The sequence below is a fragment of the Pseudomonas sp. B20 genome, from assembly GCF_020515755.1.
In the GTDB taxonomy this organism is placed as follows: Bacteria; Pseudomonadota; Gammaproteobacteria; order Pseudomonadales; family Pseudomonadaceae; genus Aquipseudomonas; species Aquipseudomonas syringae.
In genome coordinates this window covers 53,310-80,273 of sequence record NZ_JAHPJG010000023.1, presented here as the reverse complement: position 1 = coordinate 80,273, position 26,964 = coordinate 53,310, and the positions used below count along the sequence as shown (strand labels likewise).

General features: G+C 59.3%; 27 protein-coding genes. All 27 read right to left on the bottom strand.

Annotated elements, in window-relative coordinates:
* Window positions 1-3 precede the first annotated feature (3 nt).
* Window positions 4-744 (bottom strand): flagellar motor protein, encoded by a 741-nt coding sequence (locus tag LIX91_RS21190; RefSeq protein WP_003412383.1) that lies wholly within the window; start codon window positions 742-744, stop codon window positions 4-6.
* Window positions 744-1,895: a chemotaxis response regulator protein-glutamate methylesterase gene (locus LIX91_RS21185; protein ID WP_226489082.1), complete on the bottom strand. Its 1,152-nt coding sequence runs from the start codon at window positions 1,893-1,895 to the stop codon at window positions 744-746. Before LIX91_RS21185 ends, LIX91_RS21190 begins: the two co-directional genes overlap by 1 nt.
* 50 nt (window positions 1,896-1,945) lie before the next feature.
* Window positions 1,946-4,216 carry a chemotaxis protein CheA gene (locus LIX91_RS21180; RefSeq protein WP_226489081.1) on the bottom strand — a complete coding sequence of 757 codons (2,271 nt, stop codon included), beginning with the start codon at window positions 4,214-4,216 and terminating at the stop codon, window positions 1,946-1,948.
* Between the two features lie 33 nt (window positions 4,217-4,249).
* Window positions 4,250-5,035: a protein phosphatase CheZ gene (locus LIX91_RS21175; protein WP_003316828.1), complete on the bottom strand. Its 786-nt coding sequence runs from the start codon at window positions 5,033-5,035 to the stop codon at window positions 4,250-4,252.
* 19 nt (window positions 5,036-5,054) lie between these two features.
* Window positions 5,055-5,429: a chemotaxis response regulator CheY gene (locus LIX91_RS21170; RefSeq protein WP_161420660.1), complete on the bottom strand. Its 375-nt coding sequence runs from the start codon at window positions 5,427-5,429 to the stop codon at window positions 5,055-5,057.
* A 256-nt stretch (window positions 5,430-5,685) separates the two neighbouring features.
* Window positions 5,686-6,426, bottom strand: a complete 741-nt coding sequence (gene fliA, locus LIX91_RS21165) for an RNA polymerase sigma factor FliA (protein ID WP_002554271.1) — start codon at window positions 6,424-6,426, stop codon at window positions 5,686-5,688.
* Window positions 6,423-7,256 carry a flagellar synthesis regulator FleN gene (gene fleN, locus LIX91_RS21160; RefSeq protein WP_003412391.1) on the bottom strand — a complete coding sequence of 278 codons (834 nt, stop codon included), beginning with the start codon at window positions 7,254-7,256 and terminating at the stop codon, window positions 6,423-6,425. The genes fliA and fleN overlap by 4 nt, the downstream gene beginning before the upstream one ends.
* Window positions 7,257-7,371: 115 nt before the next feature.
* Window positions 7,372-8,700: a flagellar biosynthesis protein FlhF gene (flhF, locus tag LIX91_RS21155; RefSeq protein WP_003412393.1), complete on the bottom strand. Its 1,329-nt coding sequence runs from the start codon at window positions 8,698-8,700 to the stop codon at window positions 7,372-7,374.
* An 11-nt stretch (window positions 8,701-8,711) separates the two neighbouring features.
* Window positions 8,712-10,841 (bottom strand): flagellar biosynthesis protein FlhA, encoded by a 2,130-nt coding sequence (gene flhA, locus LIX91_RS21150; RefSeq protein WP_003412395.1) that lies wholly within the window; start codon window positions 10,839-10,841, stop codon window positions 8,712-8,714.
* 262 nt (window positions 10,842-11,103) lie between these two features.
* Window positions 11,104-12,240 (bottom strand): flagellar biosynthesis protein FlhB, encoded by a 1,137-nt coding sequence (flhB, locus tag LIX91_RS21145; RefSeq protein ID WP_003417823.1) that lies wholly within the window; start codon window positions 12,238-12,240, stop codon window positions 11,104-11,106.
* Window positions 12,241-13,026, bottom strand: coding sequence for a flagellar biosynthetic protein FliR (gene fliR / locus LIX91_RS21140; protein ID WP_003412400.1), 786 nt, complete (start codon window positions 13,024-13,026; stop codon window positions 12,241-12,243).
* Window positions 13,027-13,032: 6 nt separating this feature from the next.
* The gene (locus tag LIX91_RS21135; RefSeq protein ID WP_003417827.1) at window positions 13,033-13,302 is read right to left on the bottom strand and encodes a flagellar biosynthetic protein FliQ; all 270 of its coding nucleotides are present in this window, start codon (window positions 13,300-13,302) and stop codon (window positions 13,033-13,035) included.
* A gap of 25 nt (window positions 13,303-13,327) precedes the next feature.
* Window positions 13,328-14,080, bottom strand: a complete 753-nt coding sequence (gene fliP / locus LIX91_RS21130; RefSeq protein ID WP_003412403.1) for a flagellar type III secretion system pore protein FliP — start codon at window positions 14,078-14,080, stop codon at window positions 13,328-13,330.
* Window positions 14,080-14,520, bottom strand: a complete 441-nt coding sequence (fliO, locus tag LIX91_RS21125) for a flagellar biosynthetic protein FliO (protein ID WP_046235852.1) — start codon at window positions 14,518-14,520, stop codon at window positions 14,080-14,082. The genes fliP and fliO overlap by 1 nt, the downstream gene beginning before the upstream one ends.
* On the bottom strand, window positions 14,520-14,978 hold the full coding sequence (gene fliN, locus LIX91_RS21120) for a flagellar motor switch protein FliN (protein ID WP_003370145.1): 459 nt from the start codon (window positions 14,976-14,978) through the stop codon (window positions 14,520-14,522). The genes fliO and fliN overlap by 1 nt, the downstream gene beginning before the upstream one ends.
* A 61-nt stretch (window positions 14,979-15,039) precedes the next feature.
* Window positions 15,040-16,008 (bottom strand): flagellar motor switch protein FliM, encoded by a 969-nt coding sequence (fliM, locus tag LIX91_RS21115; RefSeq protein WP_003412410.1) that lies wholly within the window; start codon window positions 16,006-16,008, stop codon window positions 15,040-15,042.
* A 9-nt stretch (window positions 16,009-16,017) separates the two neighbouring features.
* Window positions 16,018-16,530, bottom strand: a complete 513-nt coding sequence (fliL, locus tag LIX91_RS21110) for a flagellar basal body-associated protein FliL (RefSeq protein WP_003343996.1) — start codon at window positions 16,528-16,530, stop codon at window positions 16,018-16,020.
* A 486-nt stretch (window positions 16,531-17,016) separates the two neighbouring features.
* Window positions 17,017-18,408, bottom strand: coding sequence for a flagellar hook-length control protein FliK (locus LIX91_RS21105; protein ID WP_226489080.1), 1,392 nt, complete (start codon window positions 18,406-18,408; stop codon window positions 17,017-17,019).
* Between the two features lie 110 nt (window positions 18,409-18,518).
* Window positions 18,519-18,875, bottom strand: coding sequence for an Hpt domain-containing protein (locus tag LIX91_RS21100; protein WP_003412415.1), 357 nt, complete (start codon window positions 18,873-18,875; stop codon window positions 18,519-18,521).
* Between the two features lie 34 nt (window positions 18,876-18,909).
* Window positions 18,910-20,616 carry a SpoIIE family protein phosphatase gene (locus tag LIX91_RS21095; protein WP_226489079.1) on the bottom strand — a complete coding sequence of 569 codons (1,707 nt, stop codon included), beginning with the start codon at window positions 20,614-20,616 and terminating at the stop codon, window positions 18,910-18,912.
* A complete protein-coding gene (locus LIX91_RS21090) occupies window positions 20,576-20,923 on the bottom strand; it encodes an STAS domain-containing protein (RefSeq protein ID WP_003412420.1) in 348 nt (115 codons plus the stop codon). Before LIX91_RS21090 ends, LIX91_RS21095 begins: the two co-directional genes overlap by 41 nt.
* 84 nt (window positions 20,924-21,007) lie before the next feature.
* Window positions 21,008-21,457 (bottom strand): flagellar export protein FliJ, encoded by a 450-nt coding sequence (fliJ, locus tag LIX91_RS21085; protein ID WP_003412422.1) that lies wholly within the window; start codon window positions 21,455-21,457, stop codon window positions 21,008-21,010.
* A gap of 6 nt (window positions 21,458-21,463) precedes the next feature.
* A complete protein-coding gene (gene fliI / locus LIX91_RS21080) occupies window positions 21,464-22,822 on the bottom strand; it encodes a flagellar protein export ATPase FliI (RefSeq protein ID WP_003417838.1) in 1,359 nt (452 codons plus the stop codon).
* Entirely contained in the window at window positions 22,812-23,630 is an 819-nt protein-coding gene (fliH, locus tag LIX91_RS21075) for a flagellar assembly protein FliH (protein WP_103697065.1), read from the bottom strand. The genes fliI and fliH overlap by 11 nt, the downstream gene beginning before the upstream one ends.
* A 15-nt stretch (window positions 23,631-23,645) precedes the next feature.
* Window positions 23,646-24,662 (bottom strand): flagellar motor switch protein FliG, encoded by a 1,017-nt coding sequence (gene fliG / locus LIX91_RS21070; protein ID WP_003316807.1) that lies wholly within the window; start codon window positions 24,660-24,662, stop codon window positions 23,646-23,648.
* Entirely contained in the window at window positions 24,655-26,439 is a 1,785-nt protein-coding gene (gene fliF / locus LIX91_RS21065) for a flagellar basal-body MS-ring/collar protein FliF (protein ID WP_003417841.1), read from the bottom strand. Before fliF ends, fliG begins: the two co-directional genes overlap by 8 nt.
* A gap of 15 nt (window positions 26,440-26,454) precedes the next feature.
* Window positions 26,455-26,784 carry a flagellar hook-basal body complex protein FliE gene (gene fliE, locus LIX91_RS21060; RefSeq protein ID WP_003344011.1) on the bottom strand — a complete coding sequence of 110 codons (330 nt, stop codon included), beginning with the start codon at window positions 26,782-26,784 and terminating at the stop codon, window positions 26,455-26,457.
* Between the last annotated feature and the right edge of the window lie 180 nt (window positions 26,785-26,964).

Below are 26,964 nucleotides of genomic sequence, written 5' to 3'. Positions count from 1 at the left end.
CTGTTACTCCATGAAGCCTTGCAGCTTGAGTTCGATGGAGCGCGGGTTTTCACCCTCGGCGATGGACAACAGACCTTCAAGCAACATTTCGCGATAGCGTGCCTGACGGTGGGCAATGGCCTTGAGCTTGTTGGCTACAGGCAGGAGGATCAGGTTGGCCATGGCCACGCCATAGATCGTGGCGACAAAGGCCACCGCAATACCGCTGCCCAGTTGGCTGGGGTCAGCCAGGTTGCCCATGACATGAATCAGGCCCATGACTGCACCGATGATACCCACGGTCGGCGCGTAGCCGCCCATGCTTTCGAATACTTTCGCCGCCTGAATATCGCGGGTTTCCTGCGTGATGAAATCCACTTCGAGAATGCTGCGAATCGCGGCCGGCTCGGCACCGTCGACCAGCAGTTGCAAACCCTTGCGCGAATAACCGTCGGGCTCGGCATCGGCTACGGTTTCCAGACCCAGCAAGCCCTCTTTGCGCGCAGTCATGCTCCAGCCGATGACCCGGTCGACACCGCCGGGCAGATCGATACGTGGCGGGAAAATGATCCAGTGGATGATTTTCATGGCACGCATGAACGCGTTCATGGGCGACTGCAACAGCGAAGCACCGAGGGTACCGCCCAACACGATCAGCGCCGCCGGACCATTGAGCAAGGCACCGAGGTGCCCGCCTTCGAGAAAATTGCCACCAATGATTGCGACAAACGCCAGAATCAGACCGATAAGGCTCAGTACATCCATCAGAGACAGGCCTCTACCAGGTGCCGACCGATGTCGTCGAGACTGTAGATCGCATCCGCGAGTTCGGCCTTGACGATGGCCATTGGCATGCCATAAATCACACAGCTTGCTTCGTCCTGAGCCCATACGGTACTGCCGGCCTGCTTGAGCAGACGCGCACCCTCGCGGCCATCGGCACCCATGCCGGTCAAGACCACCGAAAGCACCTTGTCGCCGTAGGACTTGGCGGCAGAACCAAAGGTAATGTCGACGCAGGGCTTGTAATTGAGGCGCTCGTCGCCCGGCAGAATCTTCACCGTACCGCGTCCGTCAACCATCATCTGCTTGCCACCCGGCGCCAGCAGCGCCAGACCAGGACGCAGCACGTCGCCGTCTTCGGCTTCCTTGACGCTGATCTTGCACAGCTTGTCGAGACGCTCGGCAAACGCTTTGGTAAACGCCGCAGGCATGTGCTGAATCAGCACCAGTGGTGCCGGAAAATTGGCTGGCAGTTGGGTTAGCACCCGTTGCAGCGCGACCGGGCCGCCGGTTGAGGTACCAATGGCCACCAGCTTGTAGGCCTTGCGCTTGGCCGTGCCTGAAGTTGTCGGGTGCGCCGGCGCATGGTGAGCCGGGGCGGCAGCAGGTGTTGCCGTGCGTGACGGCACTGCCCTGGCAGGTGCAGGGGCTGGCGCAGAGGCACGGCTGGACAACGTCGACGATGCCGGAGCCGCCGAAGCGGCACTGGCTGAACCGAACCCGCTGGAACGACGGTTACTGCGTGAAATGCTGTTGATTTTCTCGCACAGCAGTTGCTTGACCTTCTGCGGGTTGCGCGAGATATCTTCGAAATTCTTGGGCAGAAAATCCACCGCACCGGCGTCAAGAGCGTCCAGCGTCACGCGCGCACCTTCGTGCGTCAGCGACGAGAACATCAATACCGGGGTGGGGATACGCTGCATGATATGGCGAACTGCCGTAATGCCATCCATCATCGGCATTTCGTAGTCCATGGTGATGACATCCGGCTTGAGCGCCAGCGCCTGCTCAATCGCTTCCTTGCCGTTGGTGGCGGTGCCGACCACTACAATGTTGGGGTCCGAAGAAAGAATTTCCGTAACGCGGCGGCGGAAAAAACCGGAATCATCCACCACCAGGACCTTGACTGCCATAAACACTCCAATAGGTGCCGCAGGCAGCCAGGCTGCCCGCGACCCCGGGTTCAGATACGCCGTGCGGCGTAACGCTTGAGCATGCTGGGTACATCGAGAATCAAGGCGATGCGACCGTCACCGGTGATGGTGGCGCCCGACATGCCCGGCGTACCTTGCAGCATCTTGCCCAGCGGTTTGATGACCACTTCTTCCTGACCGACCAGCTGATCGACGACAAAACCGATGCGCTGAGTGCCGACCGTGAGAATTACCACGTGCCCTTCACGCTGCTCCTCGTGAGCCGCCGAACTGACCAGCCAGCGCTTGAGGTAGAACAGCGGCAAGGCCTTGTCACGTACGATCACCACTTCCTGGCCATCAACCACGTTGGTAGTCGACAGGTTCAGGTGGAAGATTTCGTTGACGTTGACCAGCGGGAAAGCGAAGGCCTGGTTGCCCAGCATCACCATCAGGGTCGGCATGATCGCCAGGGTCAACGGCACCTTGATGACGATCTTCGAACCCTGGCCCTTGGTCGAGTAGATGTTGATCGAGCCGTTGAGCTGGGAGATTTTGGTCTTGACCACGTCCATGCCCACACCGCGACCCGACACATCGGAAATCTCGGTCTTGGTCGAGAAGCCCGGCGCGAAGATCAGGTTGTAGCAATCGGTGTCACTCAACCGATCGGCTGCATCCTTGTCCATGACGCCGCGTTTCACCGCAATGGAGCGCAGGACGTTAGGGTCCATGCCCTTGCCGTCATCGGAGATCGACAGCAGGATGTGGTCGCCTTCCTGCTCTGCCGAAAGGATTACCCGCCCGCCGCGGGACTTGCCCGTGGCTTCGCGCTCTTCCGGCGTTTCGATACCGTGGTCGACCGCGTTACGCACCAAGTGGACCAGCGGATCGGCAAGTGCCTCTACGAGGTTCTTGTCGAGGTCGGTTTCTTCACCGACCAGTTCCAGGTTGATCTCTTTCTTGAGCTGGCGAGCCAGGTCACGAACCAGACGCGGGAAACGACCGAAAACTTTCTTGATCGGCTGCATGCGGGTTTTCATCACCGCAGTCTGCAGATCGGCGGTCACCACATCCAGGTTGGAAACGGCCTTGGACATGGCTTCATCGCCGCTGTTGAGACCCAACCGCACCAGGCGGTTACGCACCAGCACCAGCTCGCCGACCATGTTCATGATCTCGTCCAGTCGGGCGGTATCGACACGAACCGTGGTTTCGGCTTCTGTCGCCACCGGCTTTTCGCCGGTGGGCGCAGGAGCGCGCGCAGGGGCCGGAGCCGCCGCGGGTTTGGCCGGTTCGGCTTTGGCAGCCGCCGCAGCAGGCTTGGCAACAGGAGGCGGCGGTGGCGGAGCAGCCGCTGCGACTGCCGGAGCAGGCGCCTTGGCAACGATCGCCTCCGGCTCGAACTTGCCCTTGCCATGCAATTCGTCGAGCAGGCTTTCGAATTCGTGATCGGTGATTTCGTCCGACGCAGCAGCGGCGGATGCCTTGGCAGCAACGGCCACAGGTGCAGCAGCTACGGGAGCCGCTACGGCACTATCAAACGAGCCTTTGCCGTGCAGTTGATCGAGTAACGCTTCGAATTCATCGTCAGTGATTTCGTCACCGGCAGGCGCGGCACCGCGCTGCGTCACAGGTGCGGGGGCCGGAGTGGTTGCAGCATCAGCCGCAAACTTGCCCTTGCCATGCAACTGATCGAGCAGGGATTCAAATTCCTGATCGGTGATTTCATCACTTGCCGGCGCAGCGGCTGCTGGCGCCTGTGCAGGCGCTGCAGATACCGGGCTGGAGCCGTGCAGCGAATCGAGCAACTGCTCGAATTCATCATCGGTAATTTCGTCGCCAGCAGCTGGTTCTGCAACCGCAGCAGCAGCCTGGACTTCAACCACCGGCTCGGGCTCTGGCTCGGGAGCTGCGGCCTCATCGGCAGATTGTGGCTCGGCCAGACGCGCGAGCGCGGCCAGCAGTTCTGGCGTCGCCGGAGTTACGTCAGTCCGTTCACGTACCTGACCGAACATGCTATTGACGGAGTCCAGTGCTTCAAGGACCACGTCCATCAGTTCGGAATCAACGCGACGCTCACCCTTGCGCAGGATGTCGAACACGTTTTCGGCGATGTGGCAGCACTCCACCAGCTCATGGAGCTGGAGGAAGCCGGCGCCCCCTTTTACAGTGTGAAAACCGCGAAAAATTGCATTGAGCAGATCAGCATCATCCGGTCGGCTTTCCAGCTCGACCAATTGCTCTGACAACTGCTCCAGAATTTCGCCGGCCTCTACCAGAAAATCCTGAAGGATTTCTTCATCGGCGCCGAAGCTCATGGGGTGCTCCCTAAAATTAACCGTCAACAGATCTTAGAAGCCGAGGCTCGATAGCAGATCGTCTACATCATCCTGTCCGGATACGACGTCTTCACGTTTATCGGCATGAATCTGCGGACCTTCACCCTGAGCGAGATGTTTTTTAGGATCTTTTTCATCGAGGATGGATTGTTCGTCATGTTCGATGCCAGCAAAGCGATCGACATGACTGGCCATGAGCACCAGTTTGAGCAGATTGCTCTCGACTTCAGTGACCAGTTGCGTCACACGCTTGATGACCTGACCGGTAAGGTCCTGGTAATCCTGGGCAAGCAGAATGTCATTGAGGTGTGCGGAAACCTGATGGGTTTCCTTCTCGGTACGCGTCAGAAAACCATCGACCCGCTTGGCCAGCTCGCGGAACTCTTCGGCACCGATTTCGCGGCGCATGAAACGTCCCCAGTCGTCGCTCAACGCCTTGGCGTCGGAACTCAGGCCGTTCATGACCGGCGTACTCTCCTCCACCAGGTCCATGGTGCGGTTGGCCGCATTCTCGGTCAGCCTCACCACATACGACAGGCGTTCGGTAGCATCCGTGATCTGCGACACTTCCTCGGCTTGAGGCATGTGCGGATCGATGTGAAAGTTTACGATTGCACTGTGCAGCTCACGAGTCAGCTTGCCCACTTCCTGATAAAGGCCGCGGTCACGTGTCTGATTGAGCTCGTGGATCAGTTGCACAGCGTCACCGAAACGACCCTTTTCAAGGCTGGTGACAAGTTCCTGCGCGTGTCTTTTTAAGGTCGACTCAAAGTCGGCCATCGAATCATTGTTATCCATAGCGCCCTCGCGGCTTGCATCAGCTATTGACGCGTTCAAAGATCTTGTCGATCTTGTCTTTCAGGGCTTGGGCAGTGAATGGCTTGACTACATAACCGTTCACCCCAGCCTGGGCAGCTTCAATGATCTGCTCACGCTTGGCTTCGGCAGTGACCATCAGCACGGGAAGGCTCTTGAGGCGTTCGTCCTTGCGGACTTCGCGCAGCAGATCGATACCGGACATGCCAGGCATGTTCCAGTCCGTCACCAGAAAGTCAAAGGCACCGCTCTGCAGCATCGGCAATGCGGTCAGACCATCATCCGCTTCCGATGTGTTGGTAAACCCCAGATCACGCAAAAGGTTCTTGATGATCCGCCGCATCGTTGAGAAGTCATCAACGATGAGGATTTTCATGTTCTTGTCCAATTCGACCTCCAAGCAGTCTTTAACGCGTTCAGCACCTGAACACGCTGTTCACTCAATACTGGCACAGCACACCCCCGGCTGTACGAAACGACGACGGGCTTGGCACAACAACAGGCAAGGACCTGAGAAACAAGCCCATCAAGGCAATGCCTGACAGGCTTCTGACGGGTCGATCCTGTTACCACGTAACGCTCTGCACAGCCGGCTTGCAGTCAACATGCGGCCAAAGACCGCACATTGCCTGTCAACGCGCTCGCCACTCCCCCAAACGCCCTCGCAAACGAGCTGCGCACTGGCTGTGTAACTGACTGACCCGAGATTCGCTGACCCCAAGAACCTCTCCGATTTCCTTGAGGTTCAGCTCTTCGTCGTAGTACAGCGCCAACACCAGACGCTCGCGCTCTGGCAGATTGGCAATTGCATCGGCCAACGCAGCCTGGAAGCGCTCGTCTTCCAGGTCGCGCGACGGCTCAAGCGATCCGCTTGCGCCATCCTCGTGCAGCCCTTCATGATCGCCGTCCTGCAGCAGGTCGTCGAAACTGAAGAGGCGGCTGCCCAAGGTGTCATTCAAAATCCCGTAGTAATCATCGAGACTCAACTGGAGTTCGGCCGCAACCTCGTGATCTTTAGCGTCACGGCCTGTTTTAGCTTCAATTGCCCGAATTGCGTCACTGACCATGCGCGTATTGCGGTGTACCGAGCGTGGCGCCCAGTCACCCTTGCGCACTTCATCGAGCATCGCACCACGGATGCGAATGCCGGCGTAGGTCTCGAAACTCGCACCCTTGGTGGAATCATACTTGGTGGAGACTTCAAGCAGACCGATCATGCCGGCCTGGATCAGATCCTCGACCTGCACACTGGCCGGCAAGCGCGCCAGCAGATGATAAGCGATACGCTTGACCAATGGCGCATAGCGCTCGATCAACTCATATTGTGAATTACGGGACGCCTTGCTGTACATCTGGTAGCCGCTCGCAGTCATTGCACAGGCCCTGCACTGGTCTGGTGAACGAGTCGCTCAACGAAGAACTCGAGATGACCCCGCGGATTGGCTGGCAACGGCCAGGTATCAACCTTCTGGGCAATGGCCTTGAAAGCCAGAGCACATTTGGAACGCGGGAATGCTTCGTAAACGGCGCGCTGTTTCTGTACAGCCTTGCGTACGCACTCGTCGTACGGCACGGCGCCTACATACTGCAGCGCAACATCGAGAAAACGATCCGTCACTTTGGTCAGTTTGGCGAACAGGTTGCGCCCTTCCTGCGGGCTCTGAGCCATGTTGGCCAGTACCCGGAAGCGGTTCATGCCGTAATCGCGGTTAAGCAGTTTGATCAGGGCGTAGGCATCGGTGATCGACGTGGGTTCATCACACACCACCAGCAGCACTTCCTGAGCGGCGCGCACGAAGCTGACCACCGACTCGCCGATACCGGCGGCCGTGTCGATCACCAGCACATCGAGGTTGTCGCCAATCTCGCTGAACGCCTGGATAAGGCCGGCATGCTGGGCGGGCGACAGATGCACCATGCTCTGGGTGCCGGAAGCAGCGGGTACGATTCGAACCCCGCCCGGCCCCTGCAACAGCACGTCGCGCAACTCACAACGCCCCTCGATGACATCGGCAAGTGTGCGCTTGGGCGTTAACCCGAGCAGCACGTCGACATTGGCCAGACCCAGATCGGCGTCCAGCAGCATGACGCGACGGCCAAGCTCGGCGAGGGCCAGTGAAAGGTTCACTGACACGTTAGTCTTACCGACGCCACCTTTGCCACCGGTCACCGCGATAACCTGTACGGGATGCATGCTGCCCATGTTATTTCTTTACCTTGTCTTGCGTAGACCGAAACCACATCGAGGGCTGCACGTGCGCAAATGAACACTGCATGGCAGACCGTTGACGCAGGGACATTCCAATAATATCCATCACTTAACCCACTCTCTTGCCAGGGGTGTGATAGAGGTCAGCAAACATATCAGCCATTGCTTCCTCGCTAGGCTCGTCCTGCATCTGCACACTCACCGCGCGGCTTACCAACTGATGACGACGCGGAATATGCAGGTCATCAGGAATGCGTGGTCCGTCCGTGAGGTAGGCCACAGGTAATTCGTGACTGATCGCCAGGCTCAGGACTTCACCGAGGCTGGCCGTTTCATCAAGCTTGGTCAGAATGCATCCGGCCAGGCCACAACGTTTGTAACTGTGATACGCGGCCGTCAGCACCTGCTTCTGGCTGGTGGTGGCCAGTACCAGATAGTTGCGCGACTTGATACCGCGACCCGCGAGGCTTTCCAGCTGCATGCGCAGCGCAGGATCACTGGCCTGCAGGCCGGCGGTGTCAATCAGTACCACGCGTTTGCGCAGCAGCGGTTCCAGCGCCTGAACCAGAGACTGGCCAGGATCGATATGGGTGACCGGAACGTTGAGGATGCGCCCAAGGGTCTTGAGCTGCTCCTGCGCGCCGATGCGGAAACTGTCCATGCTGACCAGTGCGATATTCTGCGGGCCGTACTTCAGCACGTAACGTGCTGCCAGTTTGGCCAGGGTGGTGGTCTTGCCCATTCCGGCAGGACCGACCATTGCAATCACGCCGCCCTCTTCGAGCGGCTCGACTTCGGGTACGGCGATCATGCGGGCCAGGTGCGCCAGCAGCATGCGCCAGGCCTGACGAGGCTCGTCAATCTCAGGAATCATCGACAGCAGGTCGCGTGACAGCGGGCCGGACAGGCCGACACGTTGCAGACGACGCCACAGGTTGGCCTGCTGCGGACGACTGCCCTGCAGCTGGTTCCAGGCCAGCGAGCCGAGCTGGACTTCCAGCAGCTCACGCAGGCCGTTCAATTCGGAACGCATCGAGTCATAGGCGCGCTGGCCGATGGCAGGCTCGGCGGCCTGTGGCGCTGCGTACGCGAATGGACGCGGCGGCTCTTCGAGTGTCGGCTCGATGTGCGTATCGGCAGGGTTGACCGGCTTGCCGGAAAACAGCTGCAGGTTGATCGATGCGTCGCTGTCGCTGCGGTTGTTCAATTCGGCCTGGGCGGAGACGATGCGCGACTGGGTCTTGCGCAGCTCGTCTTCCAGCTCCATGTTCGGCACACGCGGTGCCAGGGCGGACAGCTTGTAATCCAGAGCAGCAGTCAGCTCTACGCCACCGGCAATGCGCCGGTTACCGATGATGGCCGCTTCAGCGCCCAGCTCATCGCGAACCAGCTTCATGGCTTGACGCATATCGGCGGCGAAAAATCGCTTAACTTGCATGACTCACTACCTCAGCCGTTCGGCCCGACAGTCGCTACGATGGTTACTTGCTTGTTGTCCGGAATTTCCTGATACGCCAGAACATGCATGTTCGGTACAGCCAATCGTCCAAATCGTGACAGCATCGCCCGGACAGGCCCTGCTACCAGAAGAATTACCGGCAACCCTTGCATCTCCTGACGCTGGGCGGCCTCGATCAACGAACGCTGGAGCTTCTCAGCCATGCTTGGCTCAAGAAGAACGCCTTCTTCCTGACCCTGACCAGCCTTCTGCAAACTATTGAGCAATATCTGTTCCAACCTTGGTTCCAGAGTGATAACAGGCAGCTCCGGCTCAACGCCTACAATGCTTTGGACGATTGCGCGGCTCAGACCAACGCGCACTGCGGCCACCAAAGCGGCGGTATCTTGACTCTTCCCGGCGTTGTTGGCGATAGCCTCTGCAATGCTGCGGATATCCCGCACAGGTACGTGTTCAGCCAGCAGCGCCTGCAGCACGTTGAGCAGCGAGGACAGCGACAGCACGCCAGGTACCAGCTCTTCAGCCAGCTTGGGCGAGCTTTTGGCCAGCAATTGCATCAATTGCTGGACTTCCTCATGACCGATCAGCTCATGCGAATGCTTGTAGAGAATCTGGTTCAAGTGGGTCGCCACCACAGTACTGGCATCGACCACGGTGTAACCCAGCGACTGCGCCTGACTGCGCTGGCTGATTTCAATCCAAACGGCTTCCAGACCAAACGCCGGGTCTCTGGCGGTGATGCCATTCAGGGTGCCGAACACTTGACCAGGGTTGATCGCCAGCTCGCGATCCGGGTAGATCTCGGCCTCGGCCAGAATCACGCCCATCAGCGTCAGACGATAGGCGCTGGGCGCCAGATCGAGGTTGTCGCGAATGTGCACAGTGGGCATCAGGAAACCGAGCTCTTGCGAGAGCTTCTTGCGCACGCCCTTGATACGCGCCAGCAACTGACCACCCTGATTGCGATCCACCAGCGGAATCAGGCGATAACCCACTTCCAGACCGATGATATCGATGGGCGTGACGTCATCCCAGCCCAGTTCCTTGGCGTCCTGAACGCGGGTCGGAGACGGCAGCAGGTCCTGCTGGCGCTGCACTTCGGCGATGGCCTCGACCTTCACCTGGTTTTCTTTTTTCCACAACAGGTAGGCGCCGCCTGCGGCAACCAGCCCGAGGCTGATAAAGGAAAAGTGCGGCATGCCCGGGACAAGGCCCATGACGATCATGATTGCAGCGGAAACCCCCAGCGCCTTGGGCGAAGCGAACATCTGACGATTGATCAGCTTGCCCATCTCTTCCGAACCGGAAGCACGGGTCACCATGATCGCTGCGGCGGTGGACAGCAGCAGTGATGGCAATTGCGCCACCAAACCGTCACCGATGGTCAGCAGGGTATAAACACGGCCTGCGTCGGCGAAAGTCATATTGTGTTGCAGGATACCGACCAGCATGCCGCCGATCAGGTTGATGAACAGAATCAGCAGACCGGCAATCGCATCGCCGCGCACGAATTTACTGGCGCCGTCCATGGAACCGTAGAACTCGGCTTCCTGGGCGACTTCGGCACGGCGGCGCTTGGCTTCCGGCTGATCGATGAGGCCGGCGTTGAGGTCGGCGTCGATCGCCATCTGTTTGCCGGGCATCGCGTCGAGGGTGAAGCGCGCGCTCACCTCGGAAATACGACCGGCACCCTTGGTGATTACCACGAAGTTGATGATCATCAGAATCGCGAACACCACGATACCGACGACATAGTTGCCGCCGATCACCACTTCACCGAAGGCTTGAATCACCTTGCCCGCAGCGGCGTGGCCGTCCTGACCGTGAAGCATGACCACTCGCGTGGAAGCGACGTTCAGCGCCAGACGCAGCAACGTGGCGACCAGCAGAATGGTCGGAAATACCGAGAAGTCCAGCGGCCGCAGGGCGTACACGCAGACCAGCAGCACGACGATGGACAGTGCGATGTTGAACGTGAAGAACACGTCCAGCAGGAACGGCGGCATAGGCAACATCATCATTGCCATCATGACCAGCAACAACAACGGAACGCCCAACTGACCACGGCCCAGGCCTGTGATATTGCTGCGTGCGCTACTGAGTAATTGAGAGCGATCCACTGATTCGTTACCTGCGCACTAGATCAAAACATTGACGCCAATGGCGCCCTGTATCGACCCTGTTGCAAAAAGCTGTCCAACTTTTACAAAGCCAGTGGCGGTAAGGCTTTAGACACGGAGGTCACGTAAATCCGGTGAGCTGAGTGCAGTCAGAAAATCTTCTCGTTTGCCTGTGCAAGAGCGGACGCGGGTTGTCCAGAACGGCATATCCAAGCGGAGCACAGGCACCATAGGTTTCTGCCGGCAACAAAGGGGGAGCGGACTACTCGTCGCGCTGCAGGTCGGGGGGGATCTTGATGTCGCCCAGAGGGTCGGGGCGCTTGCCCTGGCCGGCGCGGAACTGGCGGATCTGGTAGACGTAGGCCAGCACCTGGGCGACGGCCAGATAAAGGCCGGCAGGAATCTCCTGGTCAAGCTCGGTGCTGTAATAGATAGAACGCGCCAGTGCCGCTGACTCCAGAATCAGGATCTCGTTATGCGCGCCGATTTCGCGAATTTTCAGCGCCACCAGATCAGTACCCTTGGCCAGCAACATCGGCGCCCCGCCCTGCTCGGGATCGTATTTCAGGGCAACGGCGAAGTGTGTCGGGTTGGTGATAATCACGTCGGCCTCTGGCACAGAAGCCATCATGCGCCGCTGGGACATTTCACGCTGCAACTGGCGAATGCGCTGCTTGACCTCAGGGCTGCCCTCGCTGTTCTTGTGCTCGTCGCGCACTTCCTGCTTGGTCATCAACAGCTTCTTGTGCGCTTCATACAACACGAACGGCACGTCCGCCGCCGCGATGAATATCAAGCCGCACGCCATCCAGAAACTGCTCCAGCCCACCACCAACAGGCTATGGATCATGGCCTGCTCGAGCGGCTCGTGAGCAATCGCCACCAGATCCTTGCGCTCATTGTTAAGGACCGCCAGCGCAACTGCCAGAATGATCAGGAATTTTCCGAGCGACTTGAGCAATTCGACCAGCGCATGCGGCGAGAACATGCGCTTGAGACCTGCTGCGGGGTTCATGCGGCTGAACTTGGGCATCAATGATTTGGTTGCGAACAGCCACCCACCCAGCATGATCGGCCCCACCAGTGCGGCGACCAGCATGGCGATCAGAAACGGCAGGACCACGATCAGCGCATGCGTCCCGGAACTGAGCAGCGCCTTGCCCATGTAGGACTGATCCATCAGGGTTTCACGGGATATCGTGAAATTGTCACGCATAAGCTCGGACATCATCAAAGCGATATCGGAGCCGAACACCAGTAACCCGCCCGCCCCCATCAGCATCACTACCAGCGTGGTCAGTTCCTTGGAGCGCGCGATCTGGCCGTCAGCCCGTGAGTCCTTGACCTTTTTTTCCGTGGGGTCTTCTGTCTTGTCCTGGCCATTCTCGTTTTCCGCCATTCAACGAGCCCTCACCATGTCGCGCAACGCCTGCAAGGCCTGCGTAGCGATCGGTTGATACTGATTGAGAATGTCGCCCATGGTCATCCACAGAATGACCATGCCCAACACCAGCGTAAGCGGGAAACCGATGGAAAAGATGTTGAGTTGCGGCGCGGCGCGGGTCATGACGCCAAAGGCGATGTTGATGATCAGCAGCGCGGTAATCGCAGGCAACACCAGTCGCATGCCCGAAGCCAGTACCCAGCCCAGCCCGTTGGCCAGTTCCCAGAAATTATTGACCAGCAAACCACTGCCGACCGGCATCGTGGTAAAGCTCTCGACGAGAATTTCCAGCACCACCAGATGGCCGTTCATGGCCAGAAACAACAGGGTGACCAGCATAGTGAAGAACTGACCGATGGTGGCGGAGGAAACACCGTTGGTAGGGTCGACCATCGACGCAAAACCCATCCCCATCTGCGTCGAGATGATCTGCCCCGCGACCACAAAGATATGAAAGAACAACTGCAGCGACAGGCCCATCCCGGCGCCGATGATGATCTGTTCACCGATCAGCAACAGCGCGCTCAGATCGAGTGCCTGCACGGCCGGCATGGCTGGAAGCGCAGGCGCGACAACCACGGTGATCGCCACGGCGAGGTACATGCGCACGCGACGCGGGACCAGCGTAGTGCCGATGATCGGCATGGTCATCAGCAACGCTATGATGCGAAACAGCGGCAGCATGAAGCTGGCTACCCAGGTACTGATCTGGGTATCGGTCAGCGCAAGCATCGGCTGCATGCCGTACTAGCCGATCACGGTCGGAATACTGGTGTACAACGACAGCATGTACTCCATGAATATTTTCAACAGCCACGGGCCGATGACGATGAGGGTAATGAGCATCACCAGCAAGCGCGGCAGGAAGCTCAAGGTCTGTTCGTTGATCTGCGTGGCCGCCTGAAACATGGCCACCAGCAGACCGCACAGCAGGCTCGGCACTACAAGAATCGCGACCAGCACAGTGGTCAGCCACAGGGCCTCGCGGAACAGATCGACGGCTACTTCCGGCGTCATCGGGCAGACTCCTTAGCAAAACGGCTCATACGCCACCAAAACTGCCAGCCAGGGTGCCGACAATCAGCGCCCAGCCGTCCACCAGCACAAACAGCATGATCTTGAACGGCAGAGAAATGATCAGCGGCGACAGCATCATCATACCCATCGCCATCAGCACACTGGCCACCACCATATCGATGATCAGAAACGGAATGAAGATCATGAAGCCGATCTGAAACGCCGTCTTGAGTTCCGAAATCACGAACGCCGGAACCAGAATGGTCAACGGCGCGGCATCCGGGGTCGGAATGTCGGTACGCTTGGACAGGCGCATGAACAGTTCGAGGTCGCTGGTTCGCGTCTGGGCCAGCATGAAGTCCTTGATCGGCACTTGCGCCTTGGCCACCGCATCCTGCGCGGAAAGCTTCTCCGCCAGGTAAGGCTGCAAGGCATCCTGATTCACCCGGTCGAAGACCGGCGCCATGATGAACATGGTCAGAAACAGCGCCATGCCGGTGAGGATCTGGTTCGACGGCGTCTGCTGCAAGCCGAGGGCCTGACGCAGAATCGAGAAGACGATGATGATTCGCGTGAAGCTGGTCATCAACATGACGAACGCCGGAATGAAGCTCAGCGCGGTCATGATCAGCAGAATCTGCAGACTGACCGAATATTCCTGCTGACCATCGGCACCGTTGGACAGCGTGATCGCCTGGATCGACAGCGGATCGGCCGCCAGCGCAGCAGGCGTCACCATGACCAGCAACAGCAGTATCAGGAAACGCAAGGCGCCCATTACTTCTTGTCCTTATCCTTGCCCATCAGCTCCATCAGGCGCTGAGCGAATTCAGGGGTAGCCTGCTCGCGCACCGGCACCTGTACAGGCTCCTTGAGCACATGCAGAGGCGTGATTCGCCCGGGCGTAATGCCCAGCAGCACTTGTTCATTGCCGATCTGCACCAGCACCAGCCGATCACGCGGACCCAGCGCGCGCGAACTCACCAGCTCGATCACCTGATTGCTGTTGGGCCCGACGCGCTGCACCCGGCGCATCAGCCAGGCGAGCACGAAAATCAGGCCAATCACCAGAATCAGACCGAACAACAGTTGCACCACCTGCCCGCCCATACCGCCGGAGACCGTGTTGGCCACCTGCGCAGGCGCCGCCTGAGCGGCGGGTTCGGCGGCCCAGGCCAGAGATGGCAGGGTCAGCAGAACACTCAGCCAGCGCTTCACTAGCGCAGCTTCTTGATGCGTTCGCTCGGACTGATCACGTCGGTCAGACGGATCCCGAACTTTTCGTTGACCACCACCACCTCGCCATGGGCGATCAGCGTGCCGTTGACCAGCACATCCAGCGGCTCGCCCGCCAGACGATCCAGCTCGATCACCGAGCCCTGGTTGAGCTGCAGCAGGTTGCGGATGTTGATGTCGGTGCTGCCCACTTCCATGGAGATCGACACCGGAATGTCGAGAATCACATCCAGGTTGGGACCATCCAGAGAAACCGGACCGGTGCTTTTCGGCACGCTGCCAAACTCTTCCATCGCCATCCGGCTACCCGAATTTCCGGCATCCGCAGCCAGCAGCGCATCGATATCAGCCTGGCTGTCGCCAGCTTCGCCCAATGCAGCAGCCCACTCATCCGCCAATGCCTGATCTTCAGCAGACATCGTATCGTTTTCATCAGCCATCGGTTGTCCTCTGCACGCAGTATTTCAGTTACGCAACAATTTCCGACGTTGACCAGACTGGTCAGCGTCGCGCTATGGGTTCGATTACTTGCAGGGCCATCTTGCCCTTGTGCGAGCCAAGCTTGACCTTGAACGAAGGTACGCCATTGGCACGCAAGACCAGCGAATCGCCCAGTTCCACAGGGATCACATCACCAGGGCGCATGTGCAGGATGTCCCGCAACGGCAACTGGCGCTGGGCGATGGTCGTGGTGAGCGGAACGTTGACGTCCAGCACGTCTTCCTTGAGCGCGTTGACCCAACGCTCGTCCTGGTCGTCCAGATCGGACTGGAAACCGGCATCGAGCATTTCGCGAATCGGCTCGATCATCGAGTACGGCATGGTCACGTGCAAGTCGCCGCCACCGCCATCGAGTTCGATGTGAAAGGTGGAGATCACTACAGCCTCGCTCGGCCCGACGATGTTGGCCATCGCCGGGTTCACTTCCGAGTTGATGTACTCGAAATTGACTTCCATGATCGCCTGCCAGGCCTCCTTGAGGTCGACAAACGCCTGATCCAGCACCATGCGCACGACACGCAGTTCGGTTGGCGTGAACTCACGGCCTTCGATCTTGGCGTGACGACCGTCACCACCGAAAAAGTTGTCCACCAGCTTGAACACCAGCTTGGCGTCGAGAATGAACAGCGCGGTGCCACGCAGCGGCTTGATCTTGGCCAGGTTGAGGCTGGTCGGCACGTACAGGGAATGCACGTACTCACCGAATTTCATGACCTGAACACCGCCCACTGCCACGTCCGCCGAGCGACGCAGCAGGTTGAACATGCTGATACGCGTGTAGCGGGCGAAGCGCTCGTTGATCATTTCCAGCGTCGGCATGCGTCCGCGGACGATCCGGTCCTGGCTGGTCAGGTCGTAACTTTTGACACTGCCAGGCTCGCTGTTGTTGTCAGTCTGGACCATCCCATCGTCGACGCCATGCAGCAGCGCATCGATCTCGTCCTGGGAGAGCAGGTCTTGCACGGCCATGTGAGAGTCCTACTGCAATACGAAGTTAGTGAAGAGCAGCTGTTCGATCACAGTCTTGCCGAGTTCTTTCTGTGCGACTTCCTGAATGCTGGCGGTCGCTTTCTGACGCAGCATTTCCTGGCCGATCGGCGAAGCCAGCGATTCGAAGGGAATGGCTGCAAACAGCATGACCAGATTATTGCGGATCAATGGCATGTGTACCTTCAGTGCTTCCATGTCGGCGGCGTTACGGCCCAGCATGGTGATGCTCACCTGCATGTAGCGTTGGCGACCATTGGCGTTGAAGTTGACCACGAAGGCCGGGGTCATCGGTTCGAAAACCGCCACTGGCTTGACGTTCGCTGCGGCTGCGGCCGCCGCTGGATCTACCTTGCTTTCGCTCTTGTGCATGAGGAACCAGGTCGCGCCCACCGACAAGCCTACCGCCAGCAGCAACGCCACGACGGCAATGATAATGAGCTTGAGTTTGCCTTTACCTTTGCCTGTGGTCGCGGGGTCTTTAACTTCTTCGCTCTGCGCCATGCCAATAATCCGTCACTATTCAAGAGGTTCTTCAATACGTGACAGAGGCAGAGCAAGTGTTATGCCAGAGTTGTACGAGGCGGAGATGTATCGGACACAAACGGTTACGCGCCTGGGCGCAGGGGCATGGCGATTCTTGTGAAAGCACTTTAGGGCAGTTTGGCTAAAGGCACAGTTCGGGAGCTAATGACTATCGCTCCTCACGCTCCGCGTGGGAATGCAGTTCGTGACGCTCTGCGTCACACAATGGTTTTTCGTTCTCAGGTGGATTGAGGTTCGACTCAAATCACCTTTTCGCCCCTCGGCGACCTACTTTGATGGGGCCAAAGTAGGCACAACCCGCAACTCCGTTTCCGGCCCGACTTCACCCTGTCAATTACGTCGCAATTTGGTCGTCTGTACCATCGCGTTCAAAAAGCACTTCTGCGCCAACACGTTCAGGCAATGCATGACGTCGCGTCGCGGCTGCCATGTGACGCAGGAGCCTCACGCGTAATAATCGATCTCACTGGTGCCGATCACACGTGCTGCTGGCTGGCTGACCGGGATGGCCGCATCGACGCCTGCGATTTCATCGGAGCTATCACCCGAGCTCATGCCACCGCCGCGCCCGCTGCGCTGGGAACGACTGGCCTGTTCCTGAGCCTGCTGTTGCGACTGGTCGGAGACGTTGACGTCGACGTTGCCAAGCCCCTGCTGCACGAACGACTCACGCAACTTCGACATCTGGCTCTCCAGTGCATCGCGTACGCCCATATGTGCGCTCATGAAGGTCACCTGGGTCTGCTGCTCGGGCGCCATGTTGATACGGATATCCAGACGGCCGAGTTCGGCAGGTTCCAGCTTGATGTCGGCGGTCTTGAGGTTCTGGCTCGACAGGTACATGACGCGGTCGACGATGCCTTCGGTCCAGCCACTTTGATGCATGGCCAACGGCTGATTCATCAAGGGCGCGGCAGGTGCGGCCGCTGTGCGTGCAGGTTGCGCGGCCTGGCTGAGCGCAGCGAGGCGATCGGCAAAGTTGTCGACGCGCGTGTCGCCGGCGGCGCCTTTGACATCCTTCAGCCCCTCACCGATCAAACCGCTGAACGACTTGTCGCTGCTTTCAGTGCTGCTCCCGTCGGAGGGCAACTGCTCGCTCAAAACCGACAGGTTATTGACGATATTTTGATTGGGATCAGCTTCAGCATTGCTCGGCGTCGCCTTGTTGGCAGCCTGGGCATTCTGGGCAGCCAGTTGAGTCTTGGCAGTGGCGTTTTCCAGCGCCAACTGCACGGCATCCAGACCGTCCAGCGGATCGGCGTCGGGATTGAAGGCTTGTTCAGCCACGGCTGGCGGTGCCGCCTGAGTGGTGGTGAGCGCCGAGACCACTGGGGCGGTGACAACTTCCGCACTGGGTGGCGCCTTGGCTACAGGCGCCGCGGGAGCCTGTGCGGCCATTGCCTGCAATGCCGGATCAAGTGCCGGATCGACGACCGCCTGGCCCTCAGTCAGCGCCGGATCGGCAGAAGCCTGCGCATCATCCTGCTTCGAGTCGGAGTGCGCCGCATCATCATCTGCAGCCGCCGGCTTGGCTGGCAAATCATTGCCGCTATCGGCAACGCTCGACTTGTCGGCGGCATTCGCCTGGTCGCTTGCAGGCTTGTCCTTGCCGGCGGCAACCTTGTCCTTGTCAGGCGCGGTCTTGTCGCGAACTGGCTTTACTGGCGCATCTTCACGCGCAGGGACGGTGTCTTTCGCCTGCTTTGCATAGACATTGGAAAAGCTGGAGGCCCCGTCCTTGCTGCTGTCAGCAGACTTGACCGCATTGTTGGCCACACCGGACCTGGCGGTCACAGAGGTTGTGGCCTGAAGAAGCGCATTGGTAGCAAGGGGCATTTCGGTCTCCGCATCAGCTGCTGGTTATCGCCTTACCGGAGTAGTTAGCAATATGCGGGCCAATTTAAAATGATGTCCCGTAACGGCAATCGAGCGGGTGGGATCAGGACTCAGCTGACGAACAACTGCCGCTCGGAATTGAACAGCCCGCGAATCGTCATGTATTCGCTGTCGATCGTGCCAATCAGCTCTGCCAGGCCTGCGAACTGCTGCTGGCGAGCCTGCTCCTCAAGCTGACGACACAGCTCGGAAAGCTGCAAGGCGCCCATGTTGCTGCTGCTGCCCTTGAAACTGTGAGCGGTCAGGCTCAACTCCTGAAAATCAGGATTGCGCGACCCGACAGCCAGACGCAGCTGCGCGATACGCTGCTCGGAATCCTTGAGGAAAACATCCAGCAAGGTCGGATATTCGTCCTCCATGACCTCCTGCAAGGTATTCAATACGCTGTAATCCAGATGAATCGACACTTGTTCACTCCTTGATCAAGACTCCAGGCGGGGATTATGCCACTCCCTCCCAGGAAAATTCCACGCAGGCGGTCCTGCCATCCCTTGACCACCTGGCCTCGCGGCTCAATTCGCAGACCAGATGCAGTCCGCGACCATACAGTTCATTGCTGGCAGGCATCAGCGTCCGGGTCTTTTCCGCATCGAATCCCTGACCGCTGTCCTCGACACTGAGGGTCAGCCGACCGCCCTGCTCGACCGCTTCAACCTGCAGGCTCACCCGGATAAAGCCTGACTTCAGCCTGTCGAGACGCTCTGCGCGCTGCTGATAATAAAGGGCGAAGCCTGCTGCATCGTGCTTGAGCGTCGAGTCCAACCCTAGCACACCATGCTCCAGCGCATTGCTGTACAGCTCGCCGAGGACCATATGCAGTGCGGCGCCCTGATCACGCAGGCCATGAACCTCCAGCAGCAATTGCAGAACATAGGGCAGCGGGTTGAAACGCTTGAGGGTAGAGGCACGAAACTCGAAGCTGGCCGACCAGTCCAGCGGGCTGGATGCGCCACTGTCCGAATACATCATGGCAGGCAGGCTCTCCAGCGGCGCCTCGACAGCGCTGACTTCCAGCAGGCTGACATCGTCACGGGCCTTGCCGCCAAATTCGTTGAGCGCCTCGAGGATCTCTTCGATCAACAAGTGCGGCTCGCGATTGGCAGACAGAACCTGTCGCAGACGCTGCGCACCGAACAGCTCCTCCTCATTGTTACTGGTGTCGAGCACGCCGTCGGACAACAGAAATATGCGATCACCCGGTGCCAACGGATATACGTCAGTGCGCGCGTCGAAGGCAGCGACGCTCAGCACGCCCAATGGCAGATGATTCGAAGCCAGCGGCACATGCTCACCCTGCGCGCCGCGCAACAGGTAGCCGTCCGGCAAGCCGCCACTCCAGACCTCGACCTGCCGCTGCGGCAGATTGATACACAGCAGCGTCGCACAGCAAAACATGTCGACCGGGAGGATGCGTTTGAGCTTGGCATTCATCTCACGGAGGATTTCAACCAGTCCATAGCCCTTGGCCGTCATGCCGTAGAATACTTCCGCAAGCGGCATCGCACCCACCGCAGCCGGCAAGCCATGCCCGGTGAAATCCCCGAGCAGCACCTGCATGTGCCCGGCAGGTGTGTAGGCGGCCAGCATCAGGTCACCGTTGAACAGCGCGTAGGGAGACTGCAGGTAGCGGATATTGCTCGCCCCCAGGCAACCGGCGTGGGCGATCTGATCGAACACCGCCTTGGCGACCCGCTGCTCATTGAGCAGATACTCATGGTGCCTGGCGATCTGGTCACGCTGCTGACGGACGGTTTCGTGCAACACTCGCAAGCGGTTCATGGCGTTGATCTTGGCGGCCAATACCAGCGGGTTGTAAGGCTTGGACATGAAATCGTCGCCACCGGCATCCAGGCAGCGTGCAAGCGCTTCGCCCTCGGTGAGCGAGGTGAGGAAGATGATCGGCACCAGCGATTCGCCGGTCATTGCCTTGATTCTTCGCGCCGCTTCAAAACCATCCATGACCGGCATCATGGCGTCCATCAGAATCAACTGCGGGCTTTCGGCCTTGAACATGGCCACCGCTTCGACACCGTTGCCCGCGCTGAGGACCCGGTGACCCTGCCGCGCAACGATCGTTGAAAGCAGCAGGCGGTCACTGGTGCTGTCATCAGCGATCAGAATGCACAGTTTTTTCGGGGCTGGCTGCACTGGGTATGCTCAATTCGAACAGCTTCGAGAAATTGGAAATGGCCAGAATCTTCAGCACATCAGGCGTGCAGTTGACCAGGCGCACCAGTGCCTTGTCACCGCCAGCGTGATCGCGCAGCAGCAACAGCATCCCCAGCGCAGAACTGTCCAGATAATGCGTACTGCGCAGGTCGACCACGTAGTTCAGTGACTGCGGATAGTCCTCATAGGCAGTGCGAAACGCCTGATGGGAATTGAAATCGAAGCGTCCTTCGATATAAAGGGTCAGCGTCTGGCCATCGGCAGAACGTTCGGAAGTGACAGTCATGGGAACCTCGAGGTGTTTCATCACCGAGACATTGATAGCGTAGACCAGCCAGAGAGATCGCTGCGGGTCTGTTTGAGTCAAACGTCAGAATTGTTCATGGCGAGGCAGGCGCTGCGACAACTCGTCGAGCAATTTCTGCTCGCGCTTGTCCTCCAGCCTGCGCGCCTCGTCCATGTAGCGCTGCACCAGCTTGCGCAAGCCCTCTACCCGCGCGTAACAATCCTGCCAGGCGCTGCGCGCCCGATCCAGATTGGCCTTGTGCCATTCGAGACTTTTGTATTGCTGGGCAACGGCGACATCGAGCTGACTGAGAAAGCGCTGGTAACCCAGCAGCCACTGTCCGGAGACCCCGGTACTGCCGCGCTGCAACCATTGCTGCTGGTAATCCTGACGGAACTGGTCAAGCTCCTGCAGCTTGTTGTTGGCAAGGTTGACCTGTCCCTGGAAGTGCCCAAGGCGCTGGGCGGCGGTTCGCTCGGCAGCTTCTGCCATCTCGACCACCGGCGCCAGACGCGCCGCTCGACTTTGGGCCATGGGTTATCAGCCGCCAGGCGCTGGTGCGAAGATCGACGCCAGCGCCTCGCTGCTGCCTTGTATGCTTTCGTTGTCACGCAGGCCCTGGCGCTGGTAGCGCACCAGTACCGGATGCAGCGCAATGGCCATGTCCGTCTCGCGATCGCCGCCCGCTACATAGGCACCCACGCTGATGAGGTCGCGGGTCTGTTGATAACGCGACCACAACTGTTTGAAATGCTGCGCACGCGCCATGTGCTCGGGGCTGACCACTGCAGGCATGACCCGGCTGATGGACGCTTCAATGTCGATGGCCGGGTAATGCCCCTCCTCGGCCAGGCGCCGGGACAGCACGATGTGACCGTCGAGCACACCACGCGCCGAGTCGGCAATCGGGTCCTGCTGGTCATCACCCTCCGACAGCACCGTGTAAAACGCAGTGATCGAACCACCGCCCGCCTCGGCATTGCCAGCACGTTCTACCAGTTTGGGCAAACGGGCGAATACCGAAGGCGGATAGCCCTTGGTGGCCGGCGGCTCGCCAATGGCCAGTGCGATTTCCCGCTGAGCCTGAGCAAAACGGGTCAGGGAGTCCATCAGCAACAGGACATTCTTGCCCTTGTCACGAAAGTATTCGGCGATTCGCGTGCAATACATCGCTGCACGCAAGCGCATCAGAGGCGCATCATCGGCTGGCGAAGCAACTACCACCGAACGCTTCAGGCCCTCTTCGCCGAGGATGTGCTCGATGAACTCCTTGACCTCACGACCCCGCTCACCGATCAGGCCGACGACGATGATGTCCGCCTCGGTGAAGCGCGTCATCATGCCGAGCAGCACACTCTTGCCAACGCCCGTACCGGCAAACAAGCCGAGACGCTGACCGCGGCCAACCGTCAATAAACCGTTGATGCAGCGAATGCCGACATCCAGCGGCTGACTGATGGGATCACGCTTGAGCGGGTTGATGGTCGGGCCATCCATCGGCACCCAGTCTTCGGCCTTGATCGGCGAGCGACCATCCAGCGGACGACCGGCACCATCGAGCACCCGACCCAGCATGCTCATGCCCATCGGTAGCCGACCGGTGTCGGCCAGCGGCACGACCCGCGCGCCAGGCGCGATGCCGGCCACGCTGCCGACCGGCATCAGAAACACCTTGCCACCGGAAAAACCCATCACTTCGGCTTCGACTTCTACCGGGTGATGACTGTCGTCATTGATGACCACACAACGGCTGCCCATGGCCGCGCGCAGGCCCTCGGCCTCAAGCGTCAGGCCCACCATGCGCAGCAGGCGGCCTTCCACCACGGGCTGGGCGGGCAGGCTGATCGACTCGGCGTAGGAGCCGAGGCGCTTGGCGAAACTGGTGCGATCAAGGCGCATCGAGGGTGTCCGCGTCGGATTCGTCAGCAGTGGGCACTGTGCCTGGCGAGGCTTGCAGATCGATACTCAGATCGGCTGCCGCAGGATGGGTTACCTGTTCATGCAACTGGTCGTGCATCTTGGAAATTGCCAAGGCGATGCGCGTTTCGGCGCTGGCGTCGATACGGCTATGTTCGGTTTCGATCCGGCAACCGCCCGGCAGCAGGTCTTCGTCTTCGACGATCTTCCAGGACTCCTCGTGACGTTCGCGCATGGCCTTGACCAGCAGGAAGTCCTGAGGGTTTATGAAAATTCGCACATTCTGGGCGCCCATCGGCAAGAGCTTGAGGGCATCGCGCAGGACGCTGGCAATCTGTGCCGAGTCGGTGACCAGCTCACGCTGAATCACCTGACGCGCAATGTGCTCGACCAGATGAATGACGGCCTTTTCGATCTGGGTATCCTGCTCGGCGATAGGTGTCAGCAGGTTGCCCATCAGTTGTTCCAGGCTGGCAACCTTTGCCGCAAGAACGACCTCCGCCTCCTGGCGCACTTTTAGCTGAGTGCTGTGAAAACCTTCCTTTTCACCGGTGGCGAAACCTTCGTTCCAGGCCTCCTGGCGGATACTTTCCAGCTCTTCCAGGGTCAGTGGCTGGACTTCTTCCAGCGGCACTTCTTCCATCTCGGCCGGTTCGTCGACGTGCTCGGGCTCCGGTTCAGGCTCGGGTTCCACGTGCGGATCGAAGCTGGGCAGCGCCCAGATATCGAGCAACCCGGCGTCCTTGGCGCGAATGAGGTCGCTGGCCGATTCTTTATTGGAACTGGACATGAGTCGGCTGAATCCTTAGATCATTTCCTCGCCACCCTTGCCACCGAGTACGATCTCGCCGGCCTCGGCCATACGACGCGCAATGGTGAGGATTTCTTTCTGGGCGGTTTCCACATCGCTGACACGCACCGGACCTTTTGCTTCCAGGTCGTCGCGCAGCAGCTCGGAGGCACGCTTGGACATGTTCTTGAAGATTTTTTCCTTGATCGCTTCGTCCGAGCCCTTGAGGGCCAGTACCAGCACGTCCGAGGATACTTCGCGCAGCAGCGCCTGGATACCGCGATCGTCCACGTCGGAAAGATTGTTGAAGACGAACATGAGGTCTTCGATCTGCACCGACAGGTCTTCGTCGACCTCGCGGATCGAGTCCATGAGCGAACCTTCGATCGAGCTGTCGAGGAAGTTCATGATATCGGCCGCACGCTTGATACCACCCAGTGTGGTACGCGACGTGTTGGCATTACCAGAGAACTGCTTCTCGAGAATCTGGTTCAATTCCTTCAGAGCCGCTGGCTGTACGGTGTTGAGCGACGACACGCGCAGGATGATATCGAGGCGGACCTTGTGATCGAAATGCCCAAGCACCTCGCCCGCCTGGTCGGCGTCGAGATAGGCGACCACGATGGCCTGAATCTGCGGGTGCTCGAAACGGATCACGTCGGCAACGGCACGCGGTTCCATCCACTTGAGGCTGTCCAGACCGCTGGTATTGCCACCCAGCAGGATCCGGTCGATCAGGCCGTTAGCCTTGTCCTCGCCCAGTGCCTGAGTCAGCATCTTGCGGATATAGCCGTCGGAACCGACGCCAAGGCTGGTCTGATCACCGACGATGTCGACAAACTCGCTCATGACCTCTTCGACCTGCTCGCGATGCACATTGCGCATCTGCGCCATCGCCACGCCCACTTTCTGGACTTCCTTGGGGCCCATGTGCCGGAGCACCTGAGCCGCATCGGTTTCGCCCAGCGAGAGCAACAGTACAGCCGCTTTTTCAACTTTGGAGAGTTTGGCTACCATGGCTCGTTCATTCATCAGTGTTGATCCACTCTTTCACAACCTGAGCCACACGGCCAGGATCCTCAGCCACCAAACTCTTGATTGCATTCAGCTGTGCGTCATAGCCTTCGGTCGGGCTTGGCAGCAGAATGCTCTGCGGGCCGCCCAGGCTTACGCGATCGTTGGACAATTCGCCGTCCAGACCGCCCATGCCACCCAGTTCGGCGTCGCCACCGAAACCTGCCAGTTCCTTGCGCTTGCCGTTGGTGATGTTGTTCAACACCGGGCGCAGTACACCGAACACCAGGATCAGGATGAAGATCACGCCAACAGCCTGCTTGACGATGTCCCAGAACCAGGGTTGCGAATAGAACGACGCTTCAGGCAGCACTTCAGCGCGTTCGCTGGAGAACGGCACGTTGATCACGCTGACGCTGTCGCCGCGGCTGGCGTCGAAACCGACGGCATCCTGTACCAGACGCGTGAAGCGAGCGAGATCCGCCGCGCTCCACGGAGCACGGGTGACTTCGCCATTGGCCGCGTTGGTCTTGACCATGTCATCGACCACTACCGCGACCGAAAGGCGGGTCAGACGGCCCTGCTGCTGCTTGGTGTGACTGATCGAACGGTCCAGCTCGAAGTTCTTGGTCGACTGCACGCGCTTGTCGGCCGGGTATGGCGCCAACGCAGGCTGGCCGGTTGCCGGGTCCATGATCTGCTGACCATTGGCATCGAGCAGGGGCTGGCCTGGAGCGATAGGGCCGGCTGCACCGGCTGCACCACCGCCTGCAGTCTGCGGAGCCGTCGCCGGGCCGGGCGGCTGATTGCTCAGCGCCCCCGGAACGCCGCCCGAGCTTGAGCTGCTGGAACGTTGTTCATTGACCGACTGCTCGCTGCGCAAGGCAGGCTGGTCAGGGTTGAAGCTTTCGGCGGTCGATTCGACAGCGCTGAAATCAACCACTGCCGAGACTTCGGCCTTATAGCGGTCATTGCCCAGAATCGGCTGCAGGATGTTCTGCACACGCTGGGTCAGCATGCCTTCCATGCGCCGGCTGTAGTCGAATTGCTTGCCGGCCATGGTCAGCTCGGAGTTTTCCGCCTGATCGGAAAGCAGAGCGCCCTTCTGGTCGACGACGGTAATTTGCGACTTGCTCAGCTCGGGAACACTGGTGGCCACCAGATTGATGATGGCCATGACCTGACTCGGCTCCAGCGAACGACCGGCGTACAGCTCGACCAGTACCGAAGCGCTTGGCTTGCGGTCATCACGGACGAATACCGAGCTTTTCGGAATTGCCAGGTGCACACGGGCACCCTTGACGTTGTTCAGTGCCGAAATGGTCCGTGCCAGTTCGCCTTCCAGCCCGCGACGATAACGCGTGGCCTCCATGAACTGGCTGGTGCCCAGGCCCTGATCCTTGTCGAGAATTTCGAAGCCAATGTTGGCGTCGTTCTGTACCACGCCCGCCTGGGCCAGCTGGATGCGCGCACGCTGCACATCATCGGACTTGACCAGCAGCGCACCGGAGTTCGGCTCGACGGTGTAATTGATGTTCGCTGCAGTCAGGGTGTCCATGATCTGCTTGCTGTCCATGCCCGCCAGACTGCCATAAAGCGGACGATAGTCAGGCTGCTGGGACCAGAGCACCACGGCGAAGCCGATGGCCACGCTCGCGGCAAGACCGACCATGAGGCCGATCTGACGCAGCATGGTCATTTCGGAAAGATTTTCCAGAAAAGACATACCGAACAACGGTTTTCTTTCGGAAGCGTCCGCTCTTGCAGGAACGGTATCGGCAGCTGCTTCGGCCATGACTCAGTACGTCCCTTAAACCGGCATCTGCATGATGTCTTGGTAAGCTTGAACCAGCTTGTTACGCACCTGGGTCAACGCCTGAAAAGACACGCTGGCTTTCTGCGACGAAATCATGACGTCGGTCAGATCCACGCCGCTCTTGCCGACTTCGAATGCATTGGCCAACTGGCTGGAAGCCTGCTGGGTCTGCGCGACCTTGTTGACGGCCTGGCCAAGCATGTCAGCGAAGCTGCTGGCACCGGCTTCCTGCGCACCGGACACGGGCTTGGGCGCAGACATCGCATCCATCTGCATGGCCCGCATATCCAACATCAAGCGATTAAATTCAACACCTTGGCTCATGGACATATCTCTCGTAAGGCCCGCAAATTTTTGACACTGATTCAGCGGGTACAGAAGGTATAGCAACAACGATGCCAGCTAGATGGCGGCTATTTGCCACACCAGATGAGTGCATCATGTCGCTTGACACGAGTTCGCGCCGCACCGCCCGTATTCATGGGCCGCCGGGATTATTTCAGG